Origin of the sequence: Acinetobacter sp. C32I (assembly GCF_023702715.1) — a bacterium.
Lineage (GTDB): Bacteria > Pseudomonadota > Gammaproteobacteria > Pseudomonadales > Moraxellaceae > Acinetobacter.
The window spans coordinates 813,963-840,262 of sequence record NZ_CP098480.1 but is presented as its reverse complement, the minus strand read 5'-3'; the positions used below and the strand labels follow the sequence as shown (position 1 = coordinate 840,262).

The 26,300-nt window shown below is 41.4% G+C and carries 22 protein-coding genes; 3 read left to right on the top strand and 19 right to left on the bottom strand.

Annotated features, from left to right (window positions below; genetic code table 11):
• Window position 1: 1 nt before the first annotated feature.
• The 12 genes from cobU to ybaK form a co-directional block, all read right to left on the bottom strand.
• A complete protein-coding gene (gene cobU / locus NDN13_RS03985) occupies window positions 2-520 on the bottom strand; it encodes a bifunctional adenosylcobinamide kinase/adenosylcobinamide-phosphate guanylyltransferase (RefSeq protein WP_251117246.1) in 519 nt (172 codons plus the stop codon).
• 2 nt (window positions 521-522) lie between these two features.
• Window positions 523-1,146 carry a 2'-5' RNA ligase family protein gene (locus tag NDN13_RS03980; RefSeq protein ID WP_251117245.1) on the bottom strand — a complete coding sequence of 208 codons (624 nt, stop codon included), beginning with the start codon at window positions 1,144-1,146 and terminating at the stop codon, window positions 523-525.
• Between the two features lie 84 nt (window positions 1,147-1,230).
• On the bottom strand, window positions 1,231-3,354 hold the full coding sequence (mtlD, locus tag NDN13_RS03975; RefSeq protein WP_251117244.1) for a bifunctional mannitol-1-phosphate dehydrogenase/phosphatase: 2,124 nt from the start codon (window positions 3,352-3,354) through the stop codon (window positions 1,231-1,233).
• A gap of 200 nt (window positions 3,355-3,554) precedes the next feature.
• The gene (locus NDN13_RS03970; RefSeq protein WP_285292172.1) at window positions 3,555-4,811 is read right to left on the bottom strand and encodes an MFS transporter; all 1,257 of its coding nucleotides are present in this window, start codon (window positions 4,809-4,811) and stop codon (window positions 3,555-3,557) included.
• 25 nt (window positions 4,812-4,836) lie between these two features.
• A complete protein-coding gene (locus NDN13_RS03965; protein WP_251117243.1) occupies window positions 4,837-7,104 on the bottom strand; it encodes a TonB-dependent receptor in 2,268 nt (755 codons plus the stop codon).
• Window positions 7,105-7,113: 9 nt separating this feature from the next.
• Window positions 7,114-8,364, bottom strand: coding sequence for an MFS transporter (locus NDN13_RS03960; protein WP_251117242.1), 1,251 nt, complete (start codon window positions 8,362-8,364; stop codon window positions 7,114-7,116).
• The gene (locus NDN13_RS03955) at window positions 8,361-8,732 is read right to left on the bottom strand and encodes a hypothetical protein (protein ID WP_005203473.1); all 372 of its coding nucleotides are present in this window, start codon (window positions 8,730-8,732) and stop codon (window positions 8,361-8,363) included. Before NDN13_RS03955 ends, NDN13_RS03960 begins: the two co-directional genes overlap by 4 nt.
• Window positions 8,729-9,367, bottom strand: coding sequence for an acinetoferrin biosynthesis acetyltransferase AcbD (acbD, locus tag NDN13_RS03950; protein WP_004807319.1), 639 nt, complete (start codon window positions 9,365-9,367; stop codon window positions 8,729-8,731). The genes NDN13_RS03955 and acbD overlap by 4 nt, the downstream gene beginning before the upstream one ends.
• Before the next feature lie 29 nt (window positions 9,368-9,396).
• Window positions 9,397-11,214: an IucA/IucC family protein gene (locus NDN13_RS03945; RefSeq protein WP_251117241.1), complete on the bottom strand. Its 1,818-nt coding sequence runs from the start codon at window positions 11,212-11,214 to the stop codon at window positions 9,397-9,399.
• A complete protein-coding gene (locus NDN13_RS03940) occupies window positions 11,211-12,692 on the bottom strand; it encodes a lysine N(6)-hydroxylase/L-ornithine N(5)-oxygenase family protein (protein ID WP_241287887.1) in 1,482 nt (493 codons plus the stop codon). Before NDN13_RS03940 ends, NDN13_RS03945 begins: the two co-directional genes overlap by 4 nt.
• Window positions 12,685-14,469: an IucA/IucC family protein gene (locus NDN13_RS03935; protein ID WP_251117240.1), complete on the bottom strand. Its 1,785-nt coding sequence runs from the start codon at window positions 14,467-14,469 to the stop codon at window positions 12,685-12,687. Before NDN13_RS03935 ends, NDN13_RS03940 begins: the two co-directional genes overlap by 8 nt.
• Before the next feature lie 338 nt (window positions 14,470-14,807).
• The gene (gene ybaK, locus NDN13_RS03930; RefSeq protein ID WP_241304947.1) at window positions 14,808-15,272 is read right to left on the bottom strand and encodes a Cys-tRNA(Pro) deacylase; all 465 of its coding nucleotides are present in this window, start codon (window positions 15,270-15,272) and stop codon (window positions 14,808-14,810) included.
• Window positions 15,273-15,437: 165 nt separating this feature from the next.
• Here ybaK and NDN13_RS03925 point away from each other — a divergent pair, with 165 nt between their 5' ends.
• Both NDN13_RS03925 and NDN13_RS03920 read left to right on the top strand, forming a co-directional pair.
• Window positions 15,438-15,743 (top strand): hypothetical protein, encoded by a 306-nt coding sequence (locus NDN13_RS03925; RefSeq protein ID WP_251117239.1) that lies wholly within the window; start codon window positions 15,438-15,440, stop codon window positions 15,741-15,743.
• 195 nt (window positions 15,744-15,938) lie between these two features.
• Window positions 15,939-17,315, top strand: a complete 1,377-nt coding sequence (locus NDN13_RS03920) for an ABC1 kinase family protein (protein WP_251117238.1) — start codon at window positions 15,939-15,941, stop codon at window positions 17,313-17,315.
• A 121-nt stretch (window positions 17,316-17,436) separates the two neighbouring features.
• Here NDN13_RS03920 and NDN13_RS03915 read toward each other — a convergent pair whose 3' ends face one another.
• Both NDN13_RS03915 and pobA read right to left on the bottom strand, forming a co-directional pair.
• Window positions 17,437-18,165, bottom strand: a complete 729-nt coding sequence (locus NDN13_RS03915; RefSeq protein WP_251117237.1) for an alpha/beta hydrolase — start codon at window positions 18,163-18,165, stop codon at window positions 17,437-17,439.
• Window positions 18,166-18,277: 112 nt separating this feature from the next.
• On the bottom strand, window positions 18,278-19,462 hold the full coding sequence (pobA, locus tag NDN13_RS03910) for a 4-hydroxybenzoate 3-monooxygenase (RefSeq protein ID WP_251117236.1): 1,185 nt from the start codon (window positions 19,460-19,462) through the stop codon (window positions 18,278-18,280).
• Window positions 19,463-19,601: 139 nt separating this feature from the next.
• On the opposite strand from pobA, the gene pobR reads away from it, so the two are divergent.
• The gene (gene pobR / locus NDN13_RS03905; RefSeq protein ID WP_251117235.1) at window positions 19,602-20,417 is read left to right on the top strand and encodes an IclR family transcriptional regulator PobR; all 816 of its coding nucleotides are present in this window, start codon (window positions 19,602-19,604) and stop codon (window positions 20,415-20,417) included.
• Window positions 20,418-20,472: 55 nt separating this feature from the next.
• Here pobR and NDN13_RS03900 read toward each other — a convergent pair whose 3' ends face one another.
• From NDN13_RS03900 to pcaF, 5 genes are all read right to left on the bottom strand, one after another.
• Entirely contained in the window at window positions 20,473-21,927 is a 1,455-nt protein-coding gene (locus tag NDN13_RS03900) for a benzaldehyde dehydrogenase (RefSeq protein WP_251117234.1), read from the bottom strand.
• 214 nt (window positions 21,928-22,141) lie between these two features.
• Window positions 22,142-22,744, bottom strand: a complete 603-nt coding sequence (locus tag NDN13_RS03895) for a gamma carbonic anhydrase family protein (protein ID WP_251117233.1) — start codon at window positions 22,742-22,744, stop codon at window positions 22,142-22,144.
• The gene (locus tag NDN13_RS03890; protein ID WP_004807343.1) at window positions 22,731-23,690 is read right to left on the bottom strand and encodes a PaaX family transcriptional regulator; all 960 of its coding nucleotides are present in this window, start codon (window positions 23,688-23,690) and stop codon (window positions 22,731-22,733) included. The genes NDN13_RS03895 and NDN13_RS03890 overlap by 14 nt, the downstream gene beginning before the upstream one ends.
• Before the next feature lie 62 nt (window positions 23,691-23,752).
• Window positions 23,753-25,042: a phenylacetate--CoA ligase PaaK gene (gene paaK / locus NDN13_RS03885; RefSeq protein WP_241270923.1), complete on the bottom strand. Its 1,290-nt coding sequence runs from the start codon at window positions 25,040-25,042 to the stop codon at window positions 23,753-23,755.
• Window positions 25,043-25,084: 42 nt separating this feature from the next.
• Window positions 25,085-26,296, bottom strand: coding sequence for a 3-oxoadipyl-CoA thiolase (gene pcaF, locus NDN13_RS03880; protein ID WP_171549111.1), 1,212 nt, complete (start codon window positions 26,294-26,296; stop codon window positions 25,085-25,087).
• Window positions 26,297-26,300: the final 4 nt, after the last annotated feature.

Sequence of the window (26,300 nt, the reverse complement as noted above, 5' to 3'; positions counted from 1 at the left end):
GTTATTTCTCATCTTTTAAAATCATTGGAAAGCCTGCTACACAAAACATGACTTTATTGGCAAGTTGCCCCAAGGTCTGATGCAAACGCCCTGCTTCATCCACAAAACGACGGCTGATTTCTCCCATCGGTACCACTCCAAGTCCAGTTTCATTACTGACCAGAATAATTTGAGACTGCAGTTGCGGTAATACCTCGAATAGTTTTTGCATTTGTTGTTGCTGCAAGGCTGGATCTTCAGCCAATAAAAGATTAGTCAGCCACAAGGTCAGGCAATCGACCAAAATCAGCTGATTGGCTTGATCGCATTGCAAGAGTCGATCTGCCAGATAAATCGGTTCTTCAAGCACTTGCCAATGGGCTGGACGTTGCTGTTGATGATGTGCAATACGTTGCTGCATTTCTGCATCTAAGGCCTGCGCCGTTGCAATATAAATGACGGATAAACCCGTCTCTTTGGCGGTTTGTTCTGCCAAACGACTTTTACCTGAGCGCGCCCCACCTAAAATCAGTTGCAACATATCTAACCTAGTTCAATTTGCTGATAAGGATACAGTAATCCTTGTAAAATCTGTGCCTTATAATAGCCGAAAGTCAGTTTTTTGACCTGAATCTTCATAGTTTTTAACGAAAGCTGTTGTATCCGCTGTAATACCCTATCACTTGGCCAAGCTTCACCATACAAACCTAAAGTAATATGTGGACAATATTCAAGTGCTGCGATCTCTTCAGATATACGAGCAAATTGCTGACGAATTTGGGCCAGTACACCCTGCTGATCTTGAATCTGTAGAAACAAAGCACTGCTAAAACTGTCAATTTGTGTGATTTCCAACTCAAAAGGTTTGAGCTGTAATGCTTCAATTAGCTTGATCTGCTGCTGTAATTGTTGAATTTGAAAATCATCGTCGTATTGCTTAACAGTAGGCTGCAAGAAACCGCAAACAAATAAAGTAATGTGATATTGGCGTTGCTGTGCAGGAAGCAATAGATTAGAAAATTGTGCCTGGATTTCATCTAAATATTGAATTAATTCAGGTTGATCAATCTCAATATACCAAAGCCCATAATCTGAACGTCCCTTATGCCATTCAGGATAACCGCGTATTGCGGTCGCAATCAACTGGGCGTCTGCTTGTAATAACACAACTTCAGCATCATAGATAAAGTTGTGTTATTCAAACATAAACTCAGGTAGATGTTAAGGCGCATTCACCGTCAGTACAGACGTTTATACAGTTAGAGGTTTCAACTCATCCAACTGTGCCATGAATGCATTATCATTGAGTTGCGCCTGAATCCCGTGATAGAGCTGGTTTAATAAGGCTTTTTTCTGATTTTCAGTAATGTCCATATGCTCAATATTGGTCTGGACATGTTTTACAATCTTAATTTCGTCCAGCCCAAGCATTTTCAGCGCATAGGCATAGCCATAAATTGCACCTTGCATTAACTTCTGGTAAGGAAGTTGTTGCTGCACATGAGACTCTAAACTGCCTAAAACACGCTCATTCAGATTGAGTTTTCTAAGCGGATCACGGGCTACACGCTCACATGGATCTTTATAGGCAGCTCGGCAAGAATGCAGAAAACTTTCCGCCATCCGATCCAGTTCTTTGGCTTGGTTGGGAATCATATTAGCCAAACCCAATTTAACTTCGTTGACCAACTGCTCTGCATATTTCATGACTTTTGGATCGGCCATGGCGATACCAATGGTGTCATGTCCAAGTGCACTGGCATACCAAGCTAACATGGCATGACAGCCATTCCATAGTCGATTTTTAATGATTTGAATCTCAGAAATCTGATCCACCAAAATCATTTGGCGCATTTTGCTTAATAGTGGGCTGCGATTTTCCACATAAATCGGCATATCCGTTTCACTGTGGAACAGGATCAGATCCATATTTTGCAGGAATTGCCCTGTTTGAAACTGCCCACGCATATCTTCTAAACAATGTGTGACCTGCTGCTCCTGCTTTTCAGTCAGAGCGGTTTCATCTGAAAGTTCAATCGTTTCCGGATTGAGATCATTCTGATATTGTTTCAATAAGTTATGCTTGATATTGAGCTGACGATATAAAGCTTGATCCGTCAGTTTTGACACCATTCGATTGACCACGGTATCGCAAAAATAGTGTTCACTTAAAATATGTTCTGCAATATCTTCATCCGTTATGCTCAGTAAGGCCTCACGGATATGTTTTAAGACCAAATATTTTGCGCACACTTTATTCAGAATAATCAAAAAGGTAATCGGCTGATTATTATCTGCATCTGCGGACATAAAACGGGCTAATAGTCCCTTCGCAATCGTTTTCGCCTCGGACTCAATCGCCTGTTCTGGTAAACACAGTGCAATCAGGCTGGATTGCATATACATCTCTAACATCTGCTGTTCATTGTCAGCATCAATTACGGTGAGATTATCAATACGCTCATCATATGAAGACTGGCCATATCGAATACTATAGCTGCCAAAACTGTTCACTGATTCTAAATATAGACGATTTCGGGTTGAGGCCAGAATCCGTTTTGGGCGTGTGTATCCATCCCAATAGGACAATATCTGTGCCACATATCCCCCACCAATGGCACCAAAGCCATGAATCCCAACAGTCAATTGATTGATGCTTTGCGGAAATAACTCCTGCAACTGTGGCATACCTATTTCAGGAATATATTGATCTAAAGCATTCAGACAGTCGTACATGTCCTGATAATAGAAATTTGCTTTAGAGAGCATATGATCATTAGGTTCTTTAATATCTTTGAATAAAATCGTGATACCGCCCGCATCATAGGCTGAACAAATCCCATTTTCCGAATCTTCAAACATTAAACATTGTTGCGGTTGTAGGTTTAGTTTTTGTGCCGCTTTTAAAAAGATTTCTGGATGTGGTTTACCCTTTTCAACTTCATCCCCACAGACCAACAGATCAAAAAACTTATAGACATTGGCATTAATTAAATATTCTTCTGCAATTGCTCGACGACTTGAAGTCGCAACTGCCATTTTCAAACCTGATTTTCTTAAACGTTCCAGAACTTGAATCAGTCCTTTTTTAATCGGTACACCATTTTTACGCACAGACTCTAATTCCACCTCATCTGCACGGTTGCGAATGGCAGTATAAGGAACATCTGTACCATAAAACTTTTGTGCCAGTTGTTCAGATGCTTTCGCACTTAAGCCGAGACACTGCATCAAATATTCATCTGAAAATTCCTGTCCAATCAGCTCTTTTGATGCCTGTTTCAATGTCTGGAAGCGCAGGCGCTCGGTATCAAACATTGTTCCATCCATGTCAAAAAGTGCGCCTTGAACAGGATAATCATGAAAAATAAGCATCTTTACTCCTTTATCTATCTTGTTATGACGTTTTATAGGGTACATAAAAAATCCCGTTAAATTCCAAAACGTCAATAAATGAAATAAATCTGGTTAAAAAATAAACATAAAGACGACTCATCATAGCAATCTATGACTGAAACAGTCGGAATACTTGCATTATGAGGAAAAAGATGAGTCATTTTTAACCAAAATCCCTTTTATTCATCAAGTAGCAATGCAGTTTCACCTTCTTTTCGAATCAACATCCAACTAAAATAAAGGCCAATCGATAGGGTTAAGAACAGTAATAAATAGAATGGGAAATGGGCATTAAAACGGTACAGGAATGTACTGAGTAAGGGGCCAACAATTAAACCCAATGCCTGTGTCGCCGTACAAAAACTTGCCATTTTAACCTGTGATTGCTGGGATACGGCTTGAGCAGCGCCTGTGGTAAATGCAGGTAATAAGCACGCCACAGAAATACCATAAAAAATATAACTGGCCTGAAACACAAAAATTGTAGGTGCGTAGAGTGAAAGTAATAGACCAAAACACATTGTGACTAAACCAATAATCACCAAACTATTTAATTTGAGTTTAAACACTTTCACGATTAAAAGTTGGGTCAGCACCAAACAGACCCCGACAACCAACATGCATTGAGAAAAATAAACTGCACTCTGTTGGCTACTGAGATAAAACTTATCCTGAATATAAAAACCTGCCGTCATATTTAAAGTCACAATTGCAACATAAGTGACAAAACCTAGAGTTAACCAGATCAGACTTTGCTTCAGAATCGGCTCATTCGCTGGTGTATTATCTTTATCTTGTTGCGGATTGAATGACTCAGCCTGAACTTGCGGACTTTTACTAAACAAAATGCCGAGTGCAATACTGACTAAGCCAAGTAAAGCCACAGCAATCCACATCGGGAAAAGCAAACCACCAAACAATAAAACTGAGGTTGCAAACGGGCCGATAATCATCCCAAAACTATTCATCGCACCAAACATAGCCATTTGCTTGCTACGATCAGCGGCTTCACTCGCATGTGTCATTACATAGCTTTGCAGACCAATTTGTGGCAAAGCCATAAAAATACCTGTAGAAGCACGACTCAATACCAGTAAGATAAAAATCAATAACGTGGGTAAAATCGCTTGTGTTCCAAAATACAGAATCAAGGTAAAAATAGCCCAAGTAAAGGTCATTCCCCAAAAACCATAATTGACGAGTTGGTTGGGAGATAGCTGACTTTTCTTTTTCGCAATCCAGATCGATGCAATTGCCATACAAATTGCCCCTGCGGAAACAATCACACCACCTTGAAATTCAGATAAATGCAATTGTCGTGTCAATGGAGCAAGTAAAGGGAGAATCATGGAAAAACATGTTCCATTGATCAAAGCAGCCAGTGCTAAAAACTTTAAATTATTGTTCATCATGAAAATCATCAAAAGAAAAGGCATCTAAACAGATGCCTTTTTGATTAGATTAGTATTTGAGGGTATAGCTCAAACCATAAGTACGACCTTGTGCAGCTAGGCTAGAAATTTCGCCATACACTGTTGAAACTGCTTGGCTATATACAGACTTATAATCGGTATTCCAAACGTTATAAACACCAAATCCTAATGTACCAGGGCCCGCTTTCGCATTGGCAATCACATCCATCACTGCAAAACCTTTAATTTCTGCTGGTGGACGGCTTCCATACTCAATTGCATCTTTACGCGCTTTATCCGTACCCCCAACAGCCAGAGTTTGAACACGCAAACCTAGACCATCATTAAATTGCCAATCTGAATAAACGGTACCTTTTAACGGTGCAACACGAATCGCATCTAACTCTTGCCATTTACCACTGGTATTTTTAAATTGACCACGTGTATAAGCCAAAGTACCACCAACATTCCATGCATCAGTCACCGCATACTTCACATTACCTTCTAGGCCATAAACACGTTCATCGGTATCAATCACTTCGATTGCAAAATTTGGTGGACCAAATTTCAAAGATTTATCCGATTTGTTATAGAACGCAGTAAGTCCCGTGGTTAAAGCATTGTCTTGTAGACGCCAACCTAGCTCAAAACTATTCACTTTAATTGGATCAATCGTTTGATTGCTTACAACAAAGTTTGCAGGAACGTCTCTGAGCATACGTTGTACGTCTGGTAAGTTTGCCCCTTGAGAGAAATTGGCAAAGACTTGTTGAGCATCTGTTAAATGATAAAGTGCACCAACATTAAAAAGTGTTGCATCATGCTTTACGGATCCACCTTTTAAAGTTATTGGATTATATGTTGGAATAAAATCTGCAATCATCGCTTCCGAATATGGAACAGAATCCTGTACTTGGCTATCTATTCGTTCATGGCGAACACCTGCCTGTAAATTTAAGCGATCAGTGACTTCAAATTGACTCTGTAAGAAGAAACCGAGCTTCTCAGTATCTACATCAGGACCAAAAGCATAATTATTTAATGGTTTGAACTTCAGACCATTACTACTCATAAAAGTATTTAGATCATAAAGCTGTGCGGTTTGCTTGCCTTTTTCTTTGTCATAATCGACACCATAAGTGAGATGTAAAGCGCGTTCCGCAAGGTTTAATTTGCTTTGTAAAGCTAAACGCGCTCCAAATACATCAATATCAGTTTCTGATTGAGTAACAATGTACATCCCTTTTTGAGGATGGGCTGCATGTGCTAAATAGTTTGCACTTGGATAAAACCGACCTTTTTCAGTACGATAGTAAGCTTCTGCATTTAAAGTCTGACCAAAGAAATCTTGGTTTTCATATTGCGCATTTACAGCTGCACGTTTTGTTCTTGGCTGACTGTCTAGTTCCAAACCTTTAACAGCTTTCTGGCTTGGTTTTGCACCTCTAAGTAAAACAGCTAAGCCTGGTCCATAGTCTGCACCATAGTCGCTATCTTGTTCATCGTTATAATATTGTGCACCAATGCTAATACTTTGCTTATCAGCAAACTGCCATCCCAAGCGACCATTGACATCGATGGTTTCCGTATCTTGACGGTCAGTCTGAGCAACTTCAGGCCCAATTCGATCGCCATGACTGTCTTGAATCTCACCGCGTTTGGTATAGCTTGCCCCGAGAAAACCATTCCAGTCCCCTTGTTTAAATGCAGCAGATTGATATGCTTCATAAGCCAAGGCATCATTTTTAAAGTTATCGCCTGAAGTTACACCGAGTTTTGACTCAAAATGAACACCCTCGGTCGACCCTTTTTTAGTAATGATATTGATGATCCCACCTGTTGCACCAGAACCATAAATACTACTTGCACCAGAGACTACTTCAACACGCTCAATCATATCTGGGCTAATACTATTTAATTGTCGTGAGCTATCACGCGAACCCGTTTGTGGCACACCATCAATCATATATTGCACTGTACGGCCACGCATGGTCATTCCATAGTTACTGGTTGTACCAGAACTTGGAGTTAGCGATGGAACAAGTAAACCTAAAATATCTGCTGTACTTTTACCCGCAGCGGCTTGTTTTGCAATATCTTCTTGTTCAATGCGATACACCGTACCTGCAATTTCAGCAATACTTTGTGCTGAACGCGACGCTGTCACTACAATAGGTGCAAGTTGGGTTGGTTTTTGACTTGTTACAGCAGCAGTCGTTTGAACAGATGCATCTGTTTCAACTGTTTGAGCATATAGCTGAGTACTGATTGCTAAGCTTAACAGCGTTAATGATGTCGAAAGTGAACGTACTTTCATAAATTACCCCTAGGTGAGTTGTTCCGTTTGTTTTGCTTTGTGGATTAACACTTGGCTGAGCAAGACGCTCAACACAGATGCTGCTGCGAGAATGAGATAGAAATTTCCATAACCAAATGCTTTGGCCAAGAAACCAGACATTGCACCACCAATGAAATAAACCAGGAGTTCAAAACAGACCAAAATGGTGAAGTCTGTTCCAGCTTGTTCCTTAGAGCTGGTATGCATGAAGTGCGCATATAAAGCAGTCATAGCGATATAGCGAATCGCCAAAATAACCACAACAAATAGCCCCAATAACATTTGCCACTGATTAAACCAGCTGAGTAAGACCGCGATGCCCAGTAAGGCATACACCAAACTGCGTGCCCAACCAGCCCAAATCAGTAATTGTGTTGCTGCTATTTTTTTTAGCAGGAACGCAGCTGTCACTGCTGCCAATAACCCGATGCCCGCGCCAATCACAGACATCAGTACACCAATCTCTGCCAATGACCATTTTTGATCAATCAACATCGGATTCAGCATGGCCATTGCTGGCGCTTCGACTACGCGATAACAGACAATCAAAGCCAAGGCCCATAGCATCTCAGGGCGCTTAAAGGCTCGAATCAGACTCGGCGCTTGTTTGGCAATTTTTTCAGTATTGGTTTTTTCTTTGATTTGAAACACTGCAAGCATGGTCAATGCTGTCATTGCAGCTAAACAAATCAGCGCTGTTTGCCAACCATACAATTGATAAAGCCACAAAGTTGCAGCACCACCAATCATACTGCCCAGTGCCACGCCAATACTTTGCGCCATACTGCCTAATCGGTATTCGGATTCAGAAAAGGTTTCAACGGTATAACCATCAATCGCAATATCTTGGGTTGCGGCAAAGGTTGAAATCCATAAACCGACAATAACAAATACACTTAGACCATAATCGAATTGTGTCAAAGCCAAGGCAACGACACCTAATACCAAGGCTACTTGGGTGAATAAAAGCCAAGTTTTGCGTTTTCCAAGTGCCTTAAAATAAAAACGATCAATTAAGGGTGCCCAAAAAAACTTAAATGCCCAAGGGATATACAGCAGCGACAACATGCCAATCCAGCGTAGATCGACCCCTTGATGACGTAGAATCGCAGGTAAGGCAACATTGTAAAAGTACAGCGGCAATGCATGTGCAAGGTACAACACCACCACCACAGATAAGCTCAGTGCAGAGACTGTTTTGATTGGAAAATCTTGGTCAGGTTTTATTTGTTGATTCATAAGTACCTCTGCATCGCCCATTGCACGGCAGCGGTCTTTTCTAAACTGACAAAATAAGGAACATGCCAGGCTTTTTGCAAAGCTGGCGTGTCTAATCGAATACGATCTGCTTCATCTTGGGCAATTCGGGCAAGGCCTAAACAATACTGGTAAAAATCTTGTTTATATTGTTTGTACCATTTCCCCTGAATCACCCGATATTCTTCGGGAAATTCAGTGTTCGGCTCGGTTTGCATAATCAGCACAAAACTTCTTTTTTGTTCGAAATATTGTTGAATATGTATTAACCATTGCTCAAATTCTGCCACTGAGACATGCGCAGCAAAGCGCATATCCAAGATGTGCATCTCATTGATAGATAGGCTCATGTAACACTCAGGATTTTGGCTGGCTGATTGGCTAGCTGTTGTTGTGACGTTTGGTAATATTCACCAAACTTGTTATAAAAAGTTTCTCTAAAGCAGTAATACAACATTGCCGTTTTTTCTGGCATAGGAATTAAACGTTGAGTTTCGTAGCAGAGTTCTGCAACCACAGCGGCATAAGGTTTAACAGTATGATCAGGCTCACCCACAATTTTTTTCGCTTGTGAATGTTCAAAAATATAGAAGCTGAGCAAACGAATGGTTGGACGTAAAAAGCCCTTACCAAACACAGATTTATCACCAAATAGCAAATGCCAACCGAGATCATTGTCATCACCTTCGTAATAACGACCTAAACGATCACGCTTACCTTCATAGATCTCGGTATAGCCCACATCTTTGCCATCCACACCCACAATCAATAAACGTTGATGGTCATCTGCCAGCATCTTGTCGAAGTAAACCTGTAAATCCAATTCTGACTTATTCAATTGCCACTGTGGAATGACATGTGGCTCATGCATCCATTGATGTAGCAAAGGAATATCTTGTGGGTATTGCACTTGGCGTAAGTAGTATTGTGTGCCATCTTCGTGGTATTCAAAATAATCTGGTAATTGCTGAGAAATAGTTTTCATATCGAACCTTTATAAATTTAGAAAAAGACTTAACCCGCTTTCGATTCAGCTTGTTGAGCTGACCATTCAGCCAATGTTTCAGGGCTAACTGGATTTGCAATTGGATCAAGGAAAACAGGCACAGGACGCTCTGCTTCATCGTTATAACTGGTGGTAAATAAACGAACACGGTTTAAACAAATTTTGGTGTACGTTGGGCGCAGCATGGCAAATTTTTCAGCTCGTTCAGCCAATTCTGGATGCTGTTGGTTAAACGCAACAATGGTGTTGGAAATGGTCTGCCAGAAATCAAGTTCTGAATATTCTGGATAATCTTGTAAGAACACATTACAGATATAACGGTAATGCACCATGAACAGCCCAGTGAAAATGAAATGACTTAAATCTGTTGCTTCATGACGTAATAACAAACCGCCTTCAGATGGCAAGTGAGCCAATTCAGGGAAATCCTCATCCACTAAATTGATGTCATCAATGAAGTCTTTTAATACCAAGGCTTTTGGCACACCATTTTCATGTACCAACATGGTGTTTTCGCCATGCGGTGAAAAAGCTAAGCCGTAGCGATACAGGCAAAGCAGTAACGGACTGAGGCAGACTTGGGCAAATTGTGCTAACCATGCCAAAGGACTTAGACCAGAAGCTTGAATCAACACGCTTAGAATCGATTGACCTGAAATATCTCGGTGTAATAGTGCTGCTTGAGAAAGCACTTGTTGTGATGGATCAACATAGCGATCGACACTTTCACGCCACAAGCAACCAAACAATTCTTTAAATTGATAAGGTGCACCTTCAATTCGGTCAAAACAAGGTTGGTGAATGGTTAAGGTTGCCACTTCACCCAAGAAAATCACGCCAGTTTTTTGTAGGTCTTGATCTTGCTGATGGATTTGCTTTAACCATGCAGTTACAGCTGGCGCTGCAAGGTTACGTTTTGATGGGAGTCCACGATAAACAGCGGTATTGAAAATACTGACCGGCAGCTTAATGTAATGACGTTGTAGGTTTGATGTGTTGCATAATGTCCGGATAGACTGCATTGGCACATAGCTATCTTGGCTAATGTTCAGCTCAATAATTTTTTGGTCGACAATTTCATTGGCGTAAGTTGGAACCAGCCACTGATGCCATTGCCAAGCATGTACAGGAATCAAAAAGTAATTTTGCGGATCTAAATTCTTTTCTTTCAAAATTTGGATGAACTGTTGCAGCTCATTGGCATCAAATTCATGTTGATATAAACCACAGGCATCCCAATGCTCTGTACTGCGGAACTCAGCCAAATCACGATGTACGGCCAACCATAATACTTTGACTTCTGGTGATAGCTCTGGTGCAGCACTTAAATAATCATCATAACCAAAGCCCATGCGGCCTTTGCTCATAATCAGCCAAGGGTGACCACGTAACATGCCTTCAACTTTATAGTGCGGTTCAGTCAGCACCGCTGTGCTTGGTAAACGCGCTTCATTAAATAGATGCGCTTCTGCCAACCAGGTATTATTCATTTCCTTAATCAAATATGCCTTGGTGAATGGCTTTACATTCGCCTTGTCAGACATTGCGACGATAAACTCATGTAAATTCCAAGCAGGCTGATCACTGTGCTGACCATTGCTTACATCACGTACTGAGCCTTCCTGAATATTCCAGTGTCCAAGTAAATATGGGTGACCTTGGAATTCATAATGACGATTGCCTAAATCTAACTGATAACGTCCTGCTGATAAGGCTTTAACTTCAATAATTTCTTCATATAGAAACTCTGCAATCGCCATTTCAATGAGACGCTGTCCAGCGGCACGCCATTGCTGCTGATTAATTTTTAAAGTTGCAAAGTTCATATCAATTTCTCATAAGTTGAATGTACAGACACAGTTTGTGTACGTGTATTTGCACAACGACTACCTGCATGCGTTGTAATCGTGCTCTGTTCTGTTTTCTTTAAAATAGACTGGTTTTGGCTCACAGCTTTTTCAGAAACACCCTCGACTGAAAGTGCTTGGTCATCTGCCATTTGGATTTTAGGATTCTGAGTGAGCTCAAAATGCTGGAAGGTCTGCGCCTGCTGATCAAGTTCATAAAGCGACTCACCAAGCAACTGGTTAATAATCGTCGCTGCACGATAAGCGCCAAGCCCTAAGTCAGGTGTACCGACCCCATGGCTATGCATTTCCTGATTCTGGACAAAAATATGACCATTTAGATGATGTACAACACGATAGTCTTCAGTGATTTGCCAACGCTGTTTATGATCAAATTCAATATAAGGTTTCAGCAACTGCATAAAACCAAAATCAGGGGTGAAGTAACCTGTTGCAGCAACCAGAAAATCACAATCTAAATGGAAAGCCTGTGTCGTAGCACGATGTTGGAAATGCAGTCGAATTTTTTGCGTATCTAAGACTTCTGCATCTTTCAAATCACATTGGCTATGCAAATGTGTCTGCAAACTTTGACCCGCAATGCTACGGTGATAAAGTTTTTGATAGATTTCACGGATGGTCTTTGCACTGATGCCCTTGTATAGCAAAGACTGCTGCTGCAATTGTTGCTCTTTCTTTTCAGCTGGCAAAGCATAAAAATGCTGTGCATAGTCTGGGCTAAAATGTTCCAGCCCCAATGGTGCATATTCCATTGGGAAGAAGCCCTGAGAACGAGTAAACCAGTGTAAGTCGAACTGATGATTGGCTGTATCTTGCTGCTCATCAAACAGATCAATAAAGACTTCAGCCGCGGATTGCCCTGAACCAAGTACCACAACATCGCCGTGTAAATCTGTATCAGCATGCGTCATATATTGTGCAGAATGCAGACATTTTTGTGGTTGCTGTTGCTGCACTTTGGCCAAGCATTCAGGCAAGTAAGGTACATTACCGCTTCCGATGACCAGATGACGGCATAAATAACTGTGCTGAACACCCTCCGATTCCACCACAACTTTAAAACCAATGGTTTGAGGCTCGATCTTCAAAACACGAGATTGATATTCGATACAATCAAGTTGTTCTGCAACCCATTGACAGTAATGGTTATACTCACAACGTGGAATATGCGGCTGTTCTAAAAAGTAAAATTTATATAAACGTTGCTGATGACGTAGATAATTCAAAAAGCTAAATGGGCTAGTTGGATCAACCATTGAGACCAGATCTGCCATAAACGGCACTTGCAATACCGTATTGGGTAACTGCATCCCTGCATGCCAGTCAAACTGGGCTTTCTGTTCGAAAATTGCATAGTTCAGTGTGCTTTTATTATGCAGCAGGCTGGCCAGACTCAGATTAAATGGCCCTAGACCAATTCCAATAAAATCAAGCATAACTGACATCCTTCTGTGAAATACGCAACGGATTTGGCAGTTCGACATAGACAGATTGGTTCTCGACAGGCGCAATCAGCTCATCTAATTCATGTAAACGTGTGAGCAAATTACCTTTATAAGGCAATGTTGCATTAAACAATAATCCCTGTAATAAAGTACTGTCTGGATATTGCTGCAATTGTTCCTGCAAGAAACTTGTTAGATGCCCAAGTAATTCATCCTCAGTAATATAGCCTGTTGCACCAATCGCATTGATAATGCCGAACAAGGTATTGCCAAAGAAATAATAACTAAAACGTTCATCCACGAAATCTTTAGGCCCGACGGCAAACGCTTTTTCTTTTAGCTCAGGCAGCGCTTGCAGAATTTCAGTGGCAAACTCTTCGATATAATAAAAACCTTGGTTATCACGTAGCCATAAGGTTTTGGGGAAATGATTCTCTAGTTCTAACAGCACATTCTGCTGATGTGATTCAAATGCCATGCCATGGCGATGATAGACATACATCAACGGTTGCAAACTGACTTCAAGGAAACGATTAAACCAATCCAAAGCAATTTCTGAGAAATCGGTTCCGTGATGTGCTTTTGCAATTTTTGCGAATAAAGCATTAAAACGATTTAGAGGTTTATTTGGATGATCCTGACATAAGGATGCAATACAAGTAACTTGCTGTTGAGGATGGAATGGCTGATCGCGGAAAATACAGATACTTTCATTCACCACCTCATCATCAATTTTCAAAGCAATCCATGCTGGATCATTCACTGCTTTTAAGCTTGGGCACTGCTTTAAAATATTCTGACCAAATTCGCTGTGCCATAGACGATGAGTGAGTTCACCACGGTGGCATTCTTTCGCTAAATTGACTCGAATAGAGTTGGTGATCATCACCGAAAGTGATGGTTTTACCATCCATGGCGCATTAAAACTCGCCAGTGTTCGGATCGAAGTGGTTGGAGAAAATTGCCAGCCTCGTAAGCCTACATCAATTAACTGCCCCGTTTGTTTTAAACGCTCAAACCAAGGCTTACTTTGCAAATAGCGGGCTTGCCAAGGATGTAATGGGAGTAATTTATATGCTGTGTGAGTCTTGAGCAGATTGAGATCATTTTCAGACAAATACCACTGTAACGCTGTTTTTAATTGAGCTGAAATACTTTCATCCGTAGCGCTGCCTTCTGAAATATAGTCCTGATGCACCAGCCAATAATGTAGTTGCGTCTTGCCTTTATGTTCAGGTGAAAACTTTAACCAGTCTTCATGCACAAAACCCGTTCTACTTTTCGGTGCTGGGTGCATGCTATGCCCCAGAATCAGTGCCTGTTCGGTTTCAATAAAACTCTGACCTGCCTTAACCAGATCATCAAAATCAGCTTCACGCTGTAATAAAAACTGCTGTAATGCATCACGGCTCTGAATCCACTTCTCCAGCAAAGAAGCTGCATCTAATGGAATAGAGGATTCAAAAACCAACTCCTCAAGCAATAGCCCGACGATTGCAACTGTACTAAATGGTTTGACTTGTCCATGGATAATAATTTGTGGAAGATCTGCTAAACGATGTCGCCCGACTCGACTGACATAAGATAAAGGAAAATTACATTGCGCTTGAATAGAATGGATAGGGATTGATAACAGCGTCAAACCTTGGCTAAACGCTTGTTGTTGTGGACTTTGCTGACTGTTATCTAGCAAGTGACCTTTGCCAGTTTCTTGCGTATATGCATTGACGAAATGTTGCATCGCCAACCGATTGGCAAGTGATTGCATCTGACGGTATCCTCTTTCAAGAGAGTTAATTTGTTTTTCGAAATGTTTTAGGCCTGAAACACATCTTAGACACAAGGGAGTTTGTGATTAAGATGGAACTAATGATAATTATTATCATTTACTATTTCAATTCCATAAAAGAACCTGAAAAATTCGATCTAATTTATTGAATTAATTTGTTTTAAATATTAATTTAGCTTAATAAAGATACAAAAAGATAATAATAATTCTCATTAAATAAAATGATAACTTTTTAATTGCTAATTGCTTTTGTAGATTCTTAAAAAATTAGATATAACAATAATTTATAAAAAACATTGCCTGAAAAAATTATTTTTCTAGTCTAAAACATCAAAAAAATCAGCACTCAGTAATTTTGCGAGGTCCTGTGGATCCAGACCAATATCCAGTCCCCGTTTCCCACCACTGACATAAATTTTATCGAATGTTTGAGCCGTTGCATCAATAACCGTCTTTAGTCGCTTCTTCTGCCCCAATGGACTAATCCCTCCGACAAGATAACCGGTCAAGCGCTCCGCATCTTTGGGATTGGCCATTTGTAGTTTCTTACAACCTACTGCTGTCGCGACTTTTTTAAGATTGAGCTGATGGTGCACAGGCAAAATCGCAATGAAATAATTCTTTTCATCGGTCACCATTAAGGTTTTAAAAACTTCTTCCACCTTTAAGTTGAGTTTTTCTGCAGCCTCTAACCCGAAACTTTTAGCATTCACATCATGTTCATATTCATGAATAGAGAATTGTATTTTATTTTTTTCCAATAGTTTACAAGCAGGTGTCATAACAATTCAGTATTTTTGTTTAATGTTGGTCGTGTGATAAGTGTAGCATTTTTAAATAAAAGTTTAAATTTGCTTAGGCTATTTTTGATATAAATCTATTCTTGATAAATACCCTAGCAACCTCATATATTGGATAACAGTGGAATAAACAGGCTCAATGGTTATATGAGTTATAAGCATAATAATTTGATGGCAATGCGTCAGAATTATTGGGATGATGAATCATCCAGCACAGTACAAGCGGAAAAACAATTTCTCAGAGAGATACTTGTTGAAGAAGGCGTTTTCAAAGATGCGACTTTAGACGACACCAAGTATTTTTTCTTTACGCTGCCCAGTATCATTATCGTTAAAGCCTATGCGGTCGGCTTTCACCACAGTCAGGTCAAACAAATGCTGGTGAAGCACATTCATAGTAACAGAGCGGCTTTAATGTGTAAGTCGTCACTTAAAATTCAGTTTAAAATTTAGGACATATGTATAGTAAAGATAGTGTCAATGTGAAATATTTACTTAGGCTATTTTTAAAATAGGTGTCCTATTGCTCAAATTTAGACTGATAATTCAAGAGATTGAACTATTTTAATACGTTCAAAAGCTGTAATATTCGCTACAATTCAAGTCTCGGCTTTCAACCCTCCGATTTCAGCATAGGACTTTTCTTTCATGTCAGATCAGAACGATAAGCTTAAGAATCTAAAAACCTCGTCGGTGGATCGTCGCTTATCTATTGCAAAAGCTTCTTTACTTGCTGGAACACGCTGGGCGACAGCAAGTGCCACTTCCCTATTTTCTAGTGAAGAAGAAAAAGAGAAGAAACGTAAAAAAGCCATGGCTGAACAGGCACACTATTTAGTTTCTGAAATTGGGAAATTAAAAGGTTCAATCGTCAAGATTGGACAAATGATGGCGCTATATGGCGAGCATTTCTTGCCTGAAGAAATCACACAAGCTTTAAATACCCTCAACAATCAAACCGTTGCCTTGGCTTGGCCTGCAATTAAATCCCATTTACAAGATCAACTTGGCTCTAAACTCGATGAGCTTACGATTGATCATGAGCCGATTGGAACAGCATCACTTGCTCAAGTCCATCGTGCAACGCGCAAGTCGGATGGCTTAGAGTTAGTCCTAAAAATCCAATATCCGGGTGTTGCTGAAGCGATTGATTCTGATATGAATCTGTTTAAGAACATGCTGAAACTGACACGTATGGTGCCTCAAACCCGTGAGTTTGATCAGTGGTTTGATGAAGTTCGTGAAATGATGCATCGTGAAGTCGATTATGGCATTGAAGCGGCAACCACACGTCGTTTTGCTGAGCGATTGAAAGATGATCCGCGTTATGTGGTGCCTGAAATTATTGAGGAATTTTGCGCTGAAAAAGTGTTGTGCATGACCTTTGAGCGTGGCGTACCAGTCAATAGTCCAGTGATGCTTTCCCTACCTCAAGAACGTCGTAACCAACTCGGTGAAGCGTCTTTAGAAATTGCGGTACGTGAGCTATTTGAATGGGGTGAAATGCAAACCGATCCGAACTTTGGTAACTACCTGGTTCGTTTAGGTAATGGTGATGACGTTAGAGATAAAATCGTGTTACTCGATTTTGGTGCGATTCGTCAATTTGATAACAACTTACTTAGTGTTGCCCGCAACCTGATTCATGCTGGGTATGACCATGATAAAAATGCTATGGTCAAAGCCATGACAGGTTATGATTTCTTTGATGCCATGCCCGAAAGTGTTAAACCAGGTATGGCAGATGTCTTCCTGATTGCAACAGAGGCTTTTAGCTGTCCAAGCAACAATCCTGATATGCCTGTTGGTATTATGGATGATCAAAATCGCTATGACTGGAAAAAGAGCCAATTGCATAATCGTGTGATGCAACAGGCTGGTCAATCAATGGCGTCACGCTATTTCTCGGTTCCACCAAAAGAGTTTATGTTCATTAGCCGTAAATTTATTGGTGCTTATACTTTCATGACCGTGATTGAAGCGAAGACCAATGTACGGAAAATGATTCCGCAGTTTGCTGAATAAATTGCTCAATTAAGTATCTAAAAAAGCTGTTCAATTTTTTGAACAGCTTTTTTTATAAATTTAGATATTGACTGCTCGACGACAGCAAATTCCGAATCTTGAAGAATCTCTTCTGTAAAACTTAATCCCGTGCTGCCATCATAATCGCCTTGGCAAAACCAATCGGATCGGTAAATAAAGTCTCATGTCCTCCATTTGCCTCTACATAACGAAATAAACCTAAGCGCTCAGATAAGCGCGGATGCCAAGATAAACTTTGTGGCAAGGCGGTATCAAGTCTGCAATTCAAATATGATTTTGCAATATCAATTGCCGCAATATGTTTAGACAGTACGATAGGATCACGAAAGCAACCATAAGGTTGTGGTGTTAAGCGTTGAAACGTAGATTTAGCAAGTGCCTCATCCGCATCATTCATAAAGCATTCACGCCAAACGGAAAATGGTAAAGATACAGCATTGTGATTTGCTTTAGCCATTGGATCGAACAAAGCCTTATATTGTGCTGGGGCCATATCATTCAGACATTCATTTGGAAATGGTACGAAGGCATTTGCATATACAACTCTGCGAATTCGCAGTGGAATACGATCAATAACTGCAGAAATCACCATACCGGCATAACTATGCCCTACTAAACGAATATCATTTAAATCGTGCTGCTCTATATATTGAATCAGTGAGCTGATGGCATCTTCTAAACCAATCTGACTACAATCTTCATTGGGGCGATTTCCTGCCAAAGTTGGACAATGAACGATATGGCCTTGAGATCGGATATACTCAGCTGTTGGTTCCATTAAGCGGCCGTTGTGCCATGCACCGTGTACGATAATATAAGTATCAACCATGATAAATCTCTCTATTTTCTTATAAATGTGGATCAACACGCCACATATCAACTTGTGTAAATTTTAAAAATCATTATCAACGCAATGTACTAAAAAAAATTTGAATGGTGCTTTAGGCATGTATCGGCAAACCGACATAATTTTCTGCCAAAGTCGTCTTGCCTGCCGTAGAGCCAAGAATATAGCTAAGTTCGGCTTGTTTAATCTTATGTTCAAACTCACTTTCTGTTTCAAAGCGATGCAACAAATGCGTCATCCACCAAGAAAAACGTTCAGCCTTCCAGACTCGTTGTAAACATTTTTCTGAATATTCCTGAATGCCCTGATCTGAACCTTCGATATAATACTCAATCAATGCACTGGAGAGATAAGCAATATCAGAGGCTGCCAGATTTAACCCTTTTGCACCTGTTGGTGGGACAATATGTGCCGCATCACCTGCTAAAAACAGTGTGCCGAAGCGCATGGGTTCCGTCACAAAACTGCGTAACGGCGCTATACTTTTTTCGATTGATGGGCCTGTTATCAACTTTTCCCGGCTTTCAGCATCTAAACGCAATTTCAGCTCTTCCCAAAATCTCTCATCTGACCAATCTTCAACTCGATCATTGAACGGCACTTGCAAGTAATAACGGCTACGTGTTTCTGAACGCATACTGCATAAAGCAAAACCACGTTCTGATTGCACGTAAATCAATTCATCAGCAACAGGTGGTACATCAGCTAGCACGCCTAACCAGCCAAATGGATACACTTTTTCATACGTCTTGATTTTATCCTGAGGCACACTGGCTCGGCATATTCCATGATAGCCATCACAACCTGCGATAAAGTCACAGTGAATTTGAAATGCCTGCCCTTGATGTTCAAATTGCACTTTAGGTGTCTGATAAAAATCGCTGACCTGTACATTGTGTGCTTCATAAAATGATTTAAGCTGTGCGGCCTCACGTGCCATCATCAAATCTTTGGTCACTTCTGTTTGACCATAAACCGTGACTTGCTTTCCACCCGTCAATGCAGATAAATCAACGCGGTGCTTCTGTCCATTGGTGAGTATCTCAATGCCTGAATGCGGCAATCCTTTCTCGTTTAGATGCTGGTCAACACCGGCCTGCTTAAGTAAATCAACCGATACTTGTTCCAAGATGCCAGCACGTATTCGCGAAGCGACATAATCTGCACTACGTTGTTCAATAATAATATGCTCAATACCTGCTTGATATAAAAGCTGCCCAAGTAGTAATCCAGCAGGGCCTGCACCAATAATTGCGACCTGCGTTGTTAAAATTTCCATGACATCTTCCTTGTGATCTCCTGTGTTTTAACTTACTGCTTTTAAGTTTTGGGCACGATATAGCCAAGTCGAAAAGAACCGACTATCATTTCATTTGTCCGAATAGCGGACAAAACATCACAATAACAGGAATGGAAGTATGGTTAAGGTCGATGCTGTGTTAGAGCACCCCAGCTCATATGAACAGATTCGTCAGGAAGACTACATTGCAGGTTTGGCAAAGGGTTTAGTTTTACTGGAGGCTTTTGGGGTTGATCGGCAACGTTTAAATGTTACTCAAGTGGCTGAACGAACTGGGATCAGCCGAACAGCAGCACGGCGTTATCTTAAAACTCTAAAATACTTAGGCTATTTAGACACAGATGAACATTATTATTGGCTCACCCATCGTGTATTACGTTTCTCAAGTTCTTATTTAAGTTCAGCACACTTGCCTAAAATTGCCCAATCCTTCCTTAATCTTTTATCTGCACAAACCTCATTAACCTTTTCCCTGGTGGTCTTAGATGATAACGAGGTGGTGCCGATCGCCCGTAGTTATCTGCCCCAACAGGATAATCTCAGGGTGAGCCCTTATGGCATGCATTTAGGCAATCGTCTACCTGCACACGCAACGTCAACAGGGAAAGTCTTATTGGCTGCCCAATCAGACGCAGCTCAACACGACTGGGTGAAAAGGTTTGGTTTAAAACGTTTAACCCCTTTTACAATAACGGATGAAAATAAGTTCTTTGAGGTGCTAAAAGGTATTTCACAAGCAGATTATTGCCTTTCTAAAGAAGAACATGAACTCGGTGTCATCGCAATTGCAGTACCTGTGATTAATGCTCAAGGAAAAGCGATTGCCGCTCTAAACTGCATGTCACAGACCAATCGTGTACAAGAGGATTATTTAGTGCAACAGATTTTACCGTTACTACGCAACACCGCCAATGAACTGCGTAATGTGATTTAGCAGCATTTGTCCCTAAGGTTTTAGGGACAAATCACAAGGAGTTTGTTAACCCTAGTTAAAATGGATAATGTGGCGCTTGCGCCTGAATGGTCATCCATTGCCATTGGGTAAACTCATCCGCATTTGCAGGGCCACCAATCCGTGTAGCATTACCTGATGCACCAAAGCCACCAAAAGGATTCACTGTTTCATCATTCACGGTTTGATCATTGATATGCAATAAACCTACATTCAATTGCTGACCAAGCTGCATGCCGCGCCCAACATTTGCAGTAATAATCCCCGCTGAAAGCCCATAGTCACCATCATTTGCAAGTTCAATTGCCTGTTCATCGGTGCTAAAAGGAATCAGAACAGCAACAGGACCGAAAATCTCTTCTGTAAAAATCGGATTGTCTTGTGTTACATCAGCTAAGACCGTTGGCTCAAAGAAAACCCCTTTCGCCTGCCCACCGACTTCTAGTTTTGCACCATGCGCAATCGCATCCTTAACCAGCTGTTCGACCCGTTGCGACTGCATGGCATTAATCAATGGGCCAATCGTGACGTCACTTTGCAAAGGATTACCCACGACAAATTTTTTGACCTTCTCAAGCACACGTTGTTTGACTTGAGGATAAATCTTCTCCTGAATCAGGATTTTTCCAGAAGTCATACAGATTTGACCCGAATGCAAAAAAGCACCCCACGCAATATTCTCTGCCGCAAGCTCAATATCGGCATCATCCAGAATAATCAGTGAATTTTTGCCACCTAACTCAAGCGATACTTTTTTCAGTGTTTTAGCCGCATTGGCGCCGACAATACGCCCAACATGGGTTGAGCCAGTAAATTGGATACTGGCAATATTTTTATCCAAGGTCAGTGCTTCACCCACTTCAGCACCACCCGGCAGTACATGTAATAGTCCTTGTGGTAAACCAGCCAATTCAAAAATACGGGCAATTGCATAACCGCTACAGACTGCAGTGCGTTCATCAGGTTTCAAGACCACCGCATTTCCAAGCGCTAAGGCTGGTGCAACCGCACGTAGCGCAAGATATAAAGGAAAATTAAACGGCGAAATCGCTCCAACGACACCTAAAGGCACTCGCTTGGCTAAACTCAGTTTACCTGCCGTAGTTGGCAATAATGTGCCCTGATCAGCTGCTGGTAATCCAATACAATGCTTTAATACCTGTATCGAGATATTAACCTCAAAACCTGCTTTTAATTGTAACGAACCACTTTCTTTCACCAGCCACTCGATAATTTCAGCCTGATGCTCCGTTAGGATCTGTACTGCGCGCTCAAAAACCACCTGACGCTCTTGATAACTGAGCGCCCACCATTGCTTTTGTGCAATCTTGGCTTGCTGAGCTGCATCGACCACATCGGATGTATCTGCATATCCAATCTGCCCTAAGGACTCACCAGTCGCAACTTCAACCACTTGATAACCGTTTTTGGCAGATTGCCATGTACCACGAAATAATTTTTGATCCCAAATTTCTTTTGTTAAAATAGACATCATTAACCTCGTTGTATTTCCTTAAATAAAGTATTCACTTTTAGGCGGGTTTATATCTAAAAATGTACTGGCAAATGCTTGCCTGCATTTTTCTGACGAAGGAGTAGAAAAACTTACACTCCATCATCAACTAATATTTAAAAACAAACTGTTGCTTTTTGATGTCTTGTTATCGCCGATGTTCAAAAGAAATTGATCAGCTCAAATGGCCTATTCATGCCGTTGTTGGCTTGATTTGATGATCAGACTGAAAATCTTGATAGGTCTTACGATCATGTGAATTTTCAATCAAAGGCAGGACTTCTATCATGCTGTTTAAACAACGCTGCACCAAGTGAATATATTCTTGGGTCCCTTTGATTTTCCATGCGCGTTCTTGTTCTGTTAAATCTCGCATAACTTTTGCTGGGCTTCCCATTGCCAGTACATTGGCAGGAATTCGATCTTTGGTTTTGACCAAACTATTTGCACCGATAATGCTATTTTCACCAATCTCAGCATAATCCAAAATGACGCTATTCATACCAATCAGCACATTTTTACCGATACGGCAACCATGCAACGTCGCAGCATGACCAATATGTCCCATTTCTTCAACAAGGGTAATACTTTGCGGAAAACCATGAATGATGCAACTGTCCTGTACATTGGCATTTGCTTTGATATGGATACGACCAAAGTCCGCACGCAATGAGGCAAATGGCCCAATATAAGCCCCAGCTTCAATAATCACATCACCAATTAAAACCGCAGTGGGATGAACAAATGCACTGGAGTGAACCACAGGAACCACCCCATCAATGCTATAGCAAGGCATGACTCAATCTCTCATTACTTTGGGTTAAGCCGCCAAAACGACGCCAGAATGGTGCAGTCGCATTCGGCATTGGACCTTCCGATGTTGCCGCAACCGATAAGAAATAGTCATCAGCCGCTTCAAAGACTTTTTTGTAAATGTTCATGGATAATGTACGGGCATTGACTGCAGGCCAATCCGCCGATAATAGTTCTAAGGGCAATGCAGGATCTTTCAGTAAAATACGACGATAGTAATGAATCAATAAGGTCCGAATCTGGAAGGCTTGAATCGGTTCAATACTTTCGTCATCCTGCATCAAAATCACGCCAATCTCCCGAAACATATCCAGAAATTGCAGATAACGTTGACGTAACTCATCAATCGGCCAATTGGTTTCTAACATACGGCCAATCGTTTCGGTTGAGTTATTAAACAGCTGTAAGGTCTCGGCCTTAAACACCACCACCTGTTCACTCATATTGAGGTCAACCAACAGTTTTTGTAGCTGCAAGCGGTTTGAACCTGGATAAGCCATCAGATTGGTGGAAATGTTAGCAAAGCCCAACCATTCCAGTTCTTTCTTTAAAAATGCCTTATTGTCTGTATCCAGACTCGACATCAAAATCAGATCCCAAGAATGATCCCACTCTTTCATCTGATCATTATAAATCCGTTGCTCAGCCTGCAAATATTTGGAACGACTGGCATCGGTAATGCGGTAGAAACTGGTTCTGCCAATTTTATCTGAACCAAGCCAATCACTTTTAACCAAACGAAAAACAGAAGTTCGTACAGCACGATCATTAAAATCAAACAACTCCATTAACTGAATCAAGCTGGCAAGACTGATATTTCCACCTCGATGCAGCACTGAATCGCCAAAAATAGTCGAAATCAATGAGGTACCACTTAAGGGTTCATTCTGAATAATTGAATCAATAATTTGCTGTAACTTTACACTCATACTTTTATCTTGGCATTTAGATTCAGGATATAGGGAATACTATACCCTGAATGATTATAATGTTAAGCAATCTGACGCATATCAATGACGCGTTTTGCTTTACCTTCAGAACGTGGCAAGGTCAATTCATTGACTACTTCCACCGTAACAGAAATCCCAATCATGGTTTTAATCCGTTGCATCAACTGTTGAGCCAATTGCTGCGCCTGCTTGTCACAGTTATGGCACATTTCGGTACGGATATGCAAAGTATCCATATGCCCTTTCTTTGCCACCAGAATTTCATAATTCGGTACCAGACTCGGCACTTGTAAAATCTGTTCTTCGATCTGTGTCGGGAATACATTGACACCGCGAATAATCAACATATCATCACTACGCCCTACAATTTTATCCATACGGCGCATCGCCATGTTCTGACCTGCCAATAAACGGGTTAAATCGCGGGTACGATAGCGGATAATCGGCAAACCTTCTTTGGTAATGGTGGTGAAGACCAGCTCGCCCAATTCACCATCTTTACACACTTCACCTGTTTCAGGATGAATGATCTCAGGATAAAAATGATCTTCCCAAATGGTCAGACCTTCACCTTCGCCCAGACACTGCATCGCAACTCCCGGCCCCATAATCTCCGATAAACCATAAATATCCAGCGCTTTAATATTTAAACGTTCTTCGATTTCACGACGTAACTCGTTGGTCCAAGGCTCAGCACCAAAAATCCCGACTTTTAACGAGGTATTACGGGCACTACCTAATTGCTGCTCCAGTTTTTCAATAATGCTGACACAATATGATGGCGTGACCATAATTGCCGTCGGTTTAAAATCCTGAATCAGTTGCACCTGTTTCTCCGTCTGCCCACCTGACATTGGAATCACGGTTGCACCTAAGCGTTCAGCGCCATAATGTGCGCCTAAACCGCCTGTAAACAGACCATAACCATAGGCAACCTGAATCATATCTTTGGCGCTTAAACCTGCCATACGCAGGCAACGCGCTACGATATCCGACCAAGTATGGATATCTTTTTGGGTATAGCCAACGACGGTTGGTTTCCCTGTGGTACCTGAAGAGGCATGTAAACGAACAATCTGCTCCTGTGGCACTGCAAACATACCAAAGGGATAGTTATCTCTTAAATCCTGTTTAGTGGTAAATGGAAACTTGGCCAGATCATCCAAGTTGACGAAATCATCGGGATGTACACCTGCATCGTCAAACTTTTTCTTATAGACAGGGCTATTGGCATAAACATATGTCAAGGTGTCTTTTAAGCGTTTGGTTTGTAGCGCTCGTAACTCCGCAAGCGTCATTTTTTCTACATCTTGTGTTATCAGGCTATCCACTGCCGTCTCTCCTATGTCGTTATATTATTCGAACCGTTTCAATCAATTTAAATTTTCTAAAATAAGGGCCACACCTTGCCCAACACCAACACACATGGTGCACAGTGCATATTTCCCTTGGCGTCTTTTCAATTCTCTGGTCGCAGTCATCACCAAACGCGTCCCACTCATCCCCAGTGGATGACCCAACGCAATTGCACCACCATTTGGGTTGACTCGTGCATCATCATCCTTAAGACCTAACTCACGCATACAGGCCAATGACTGTGCTGCAAAAGCTTCGTTCAGCTCAATCACATCCATTTGATCTAAACTAAGACCCGTTTGTTTTAATAGTTTTTGTACCGCAGGCACTGGGCCAATGCCCATATATTTCGGTTCTACCCCAGCACTGGCAATCGCTACTACACGGGCCAATGGGGTTAAACCATGGGTATCGGCAAACTGACGATTGGTCAGCAACACACAAGCCGAGCCATCATTCACTCCCGAAGCATTCCCCGCCGTCACCGAGCCACCTTCTTTACGGAACGGTGCTTTCAATTTTGCAAGGCTATCTAAACTAGTATCAGCACGTGGATGCTCATCCTGTGAAAAGACAGTGACATTCTTTTTACGATCAACTAGTTCGACAGGCAGAATTTCACCCTTAAAAAAACCTGCTTGTTGTGCCGCTGCTACTTTCTGTTGACTACGAATCGCGAATGCATCCTGATCCTGTCGGCTAATCTGGTATTTCTCAGCCACATTTTCAGCTGTTTCAGGCATGCTGTCCGTCCCATAGTCGGCTTTCATTTTTTTATTGATGAAACGCCAGCCAATGGTGGTATCAAAAATTTCAGGGCTACGACCAAAAGCCTCGGTTGGCTTGGCCTGAACAAAGGGTGCCCGACTCATCGACTCAACCCCGCCCGCCAATACAAATTGTGACTCGCCAGCCTTAATCGAACGTGCCGCCAATCCGACAGCATCTAAACCAGATGCACAGAGACGGTTCACCGTCATTGCAGGAACTGCCTCAGGTAAACCCGCCAATAAAGTTGCCATACGCGCCACATTACGGTTATCTTCACCCGCTTGATTGGCACAGCCCAAATAGACTTCATCTAAATCTTGCCAAGGTAGATGCGCATGTTTTTCTTTTAAATGTTTGATTGGCAATGCCGCAAGATCATCAGTACGCACCGAACTCAATGACCCTGCATAACGTCCAATTGGGGTACGAATAAAATCACAAATTAAAACGTCTTCCATGATC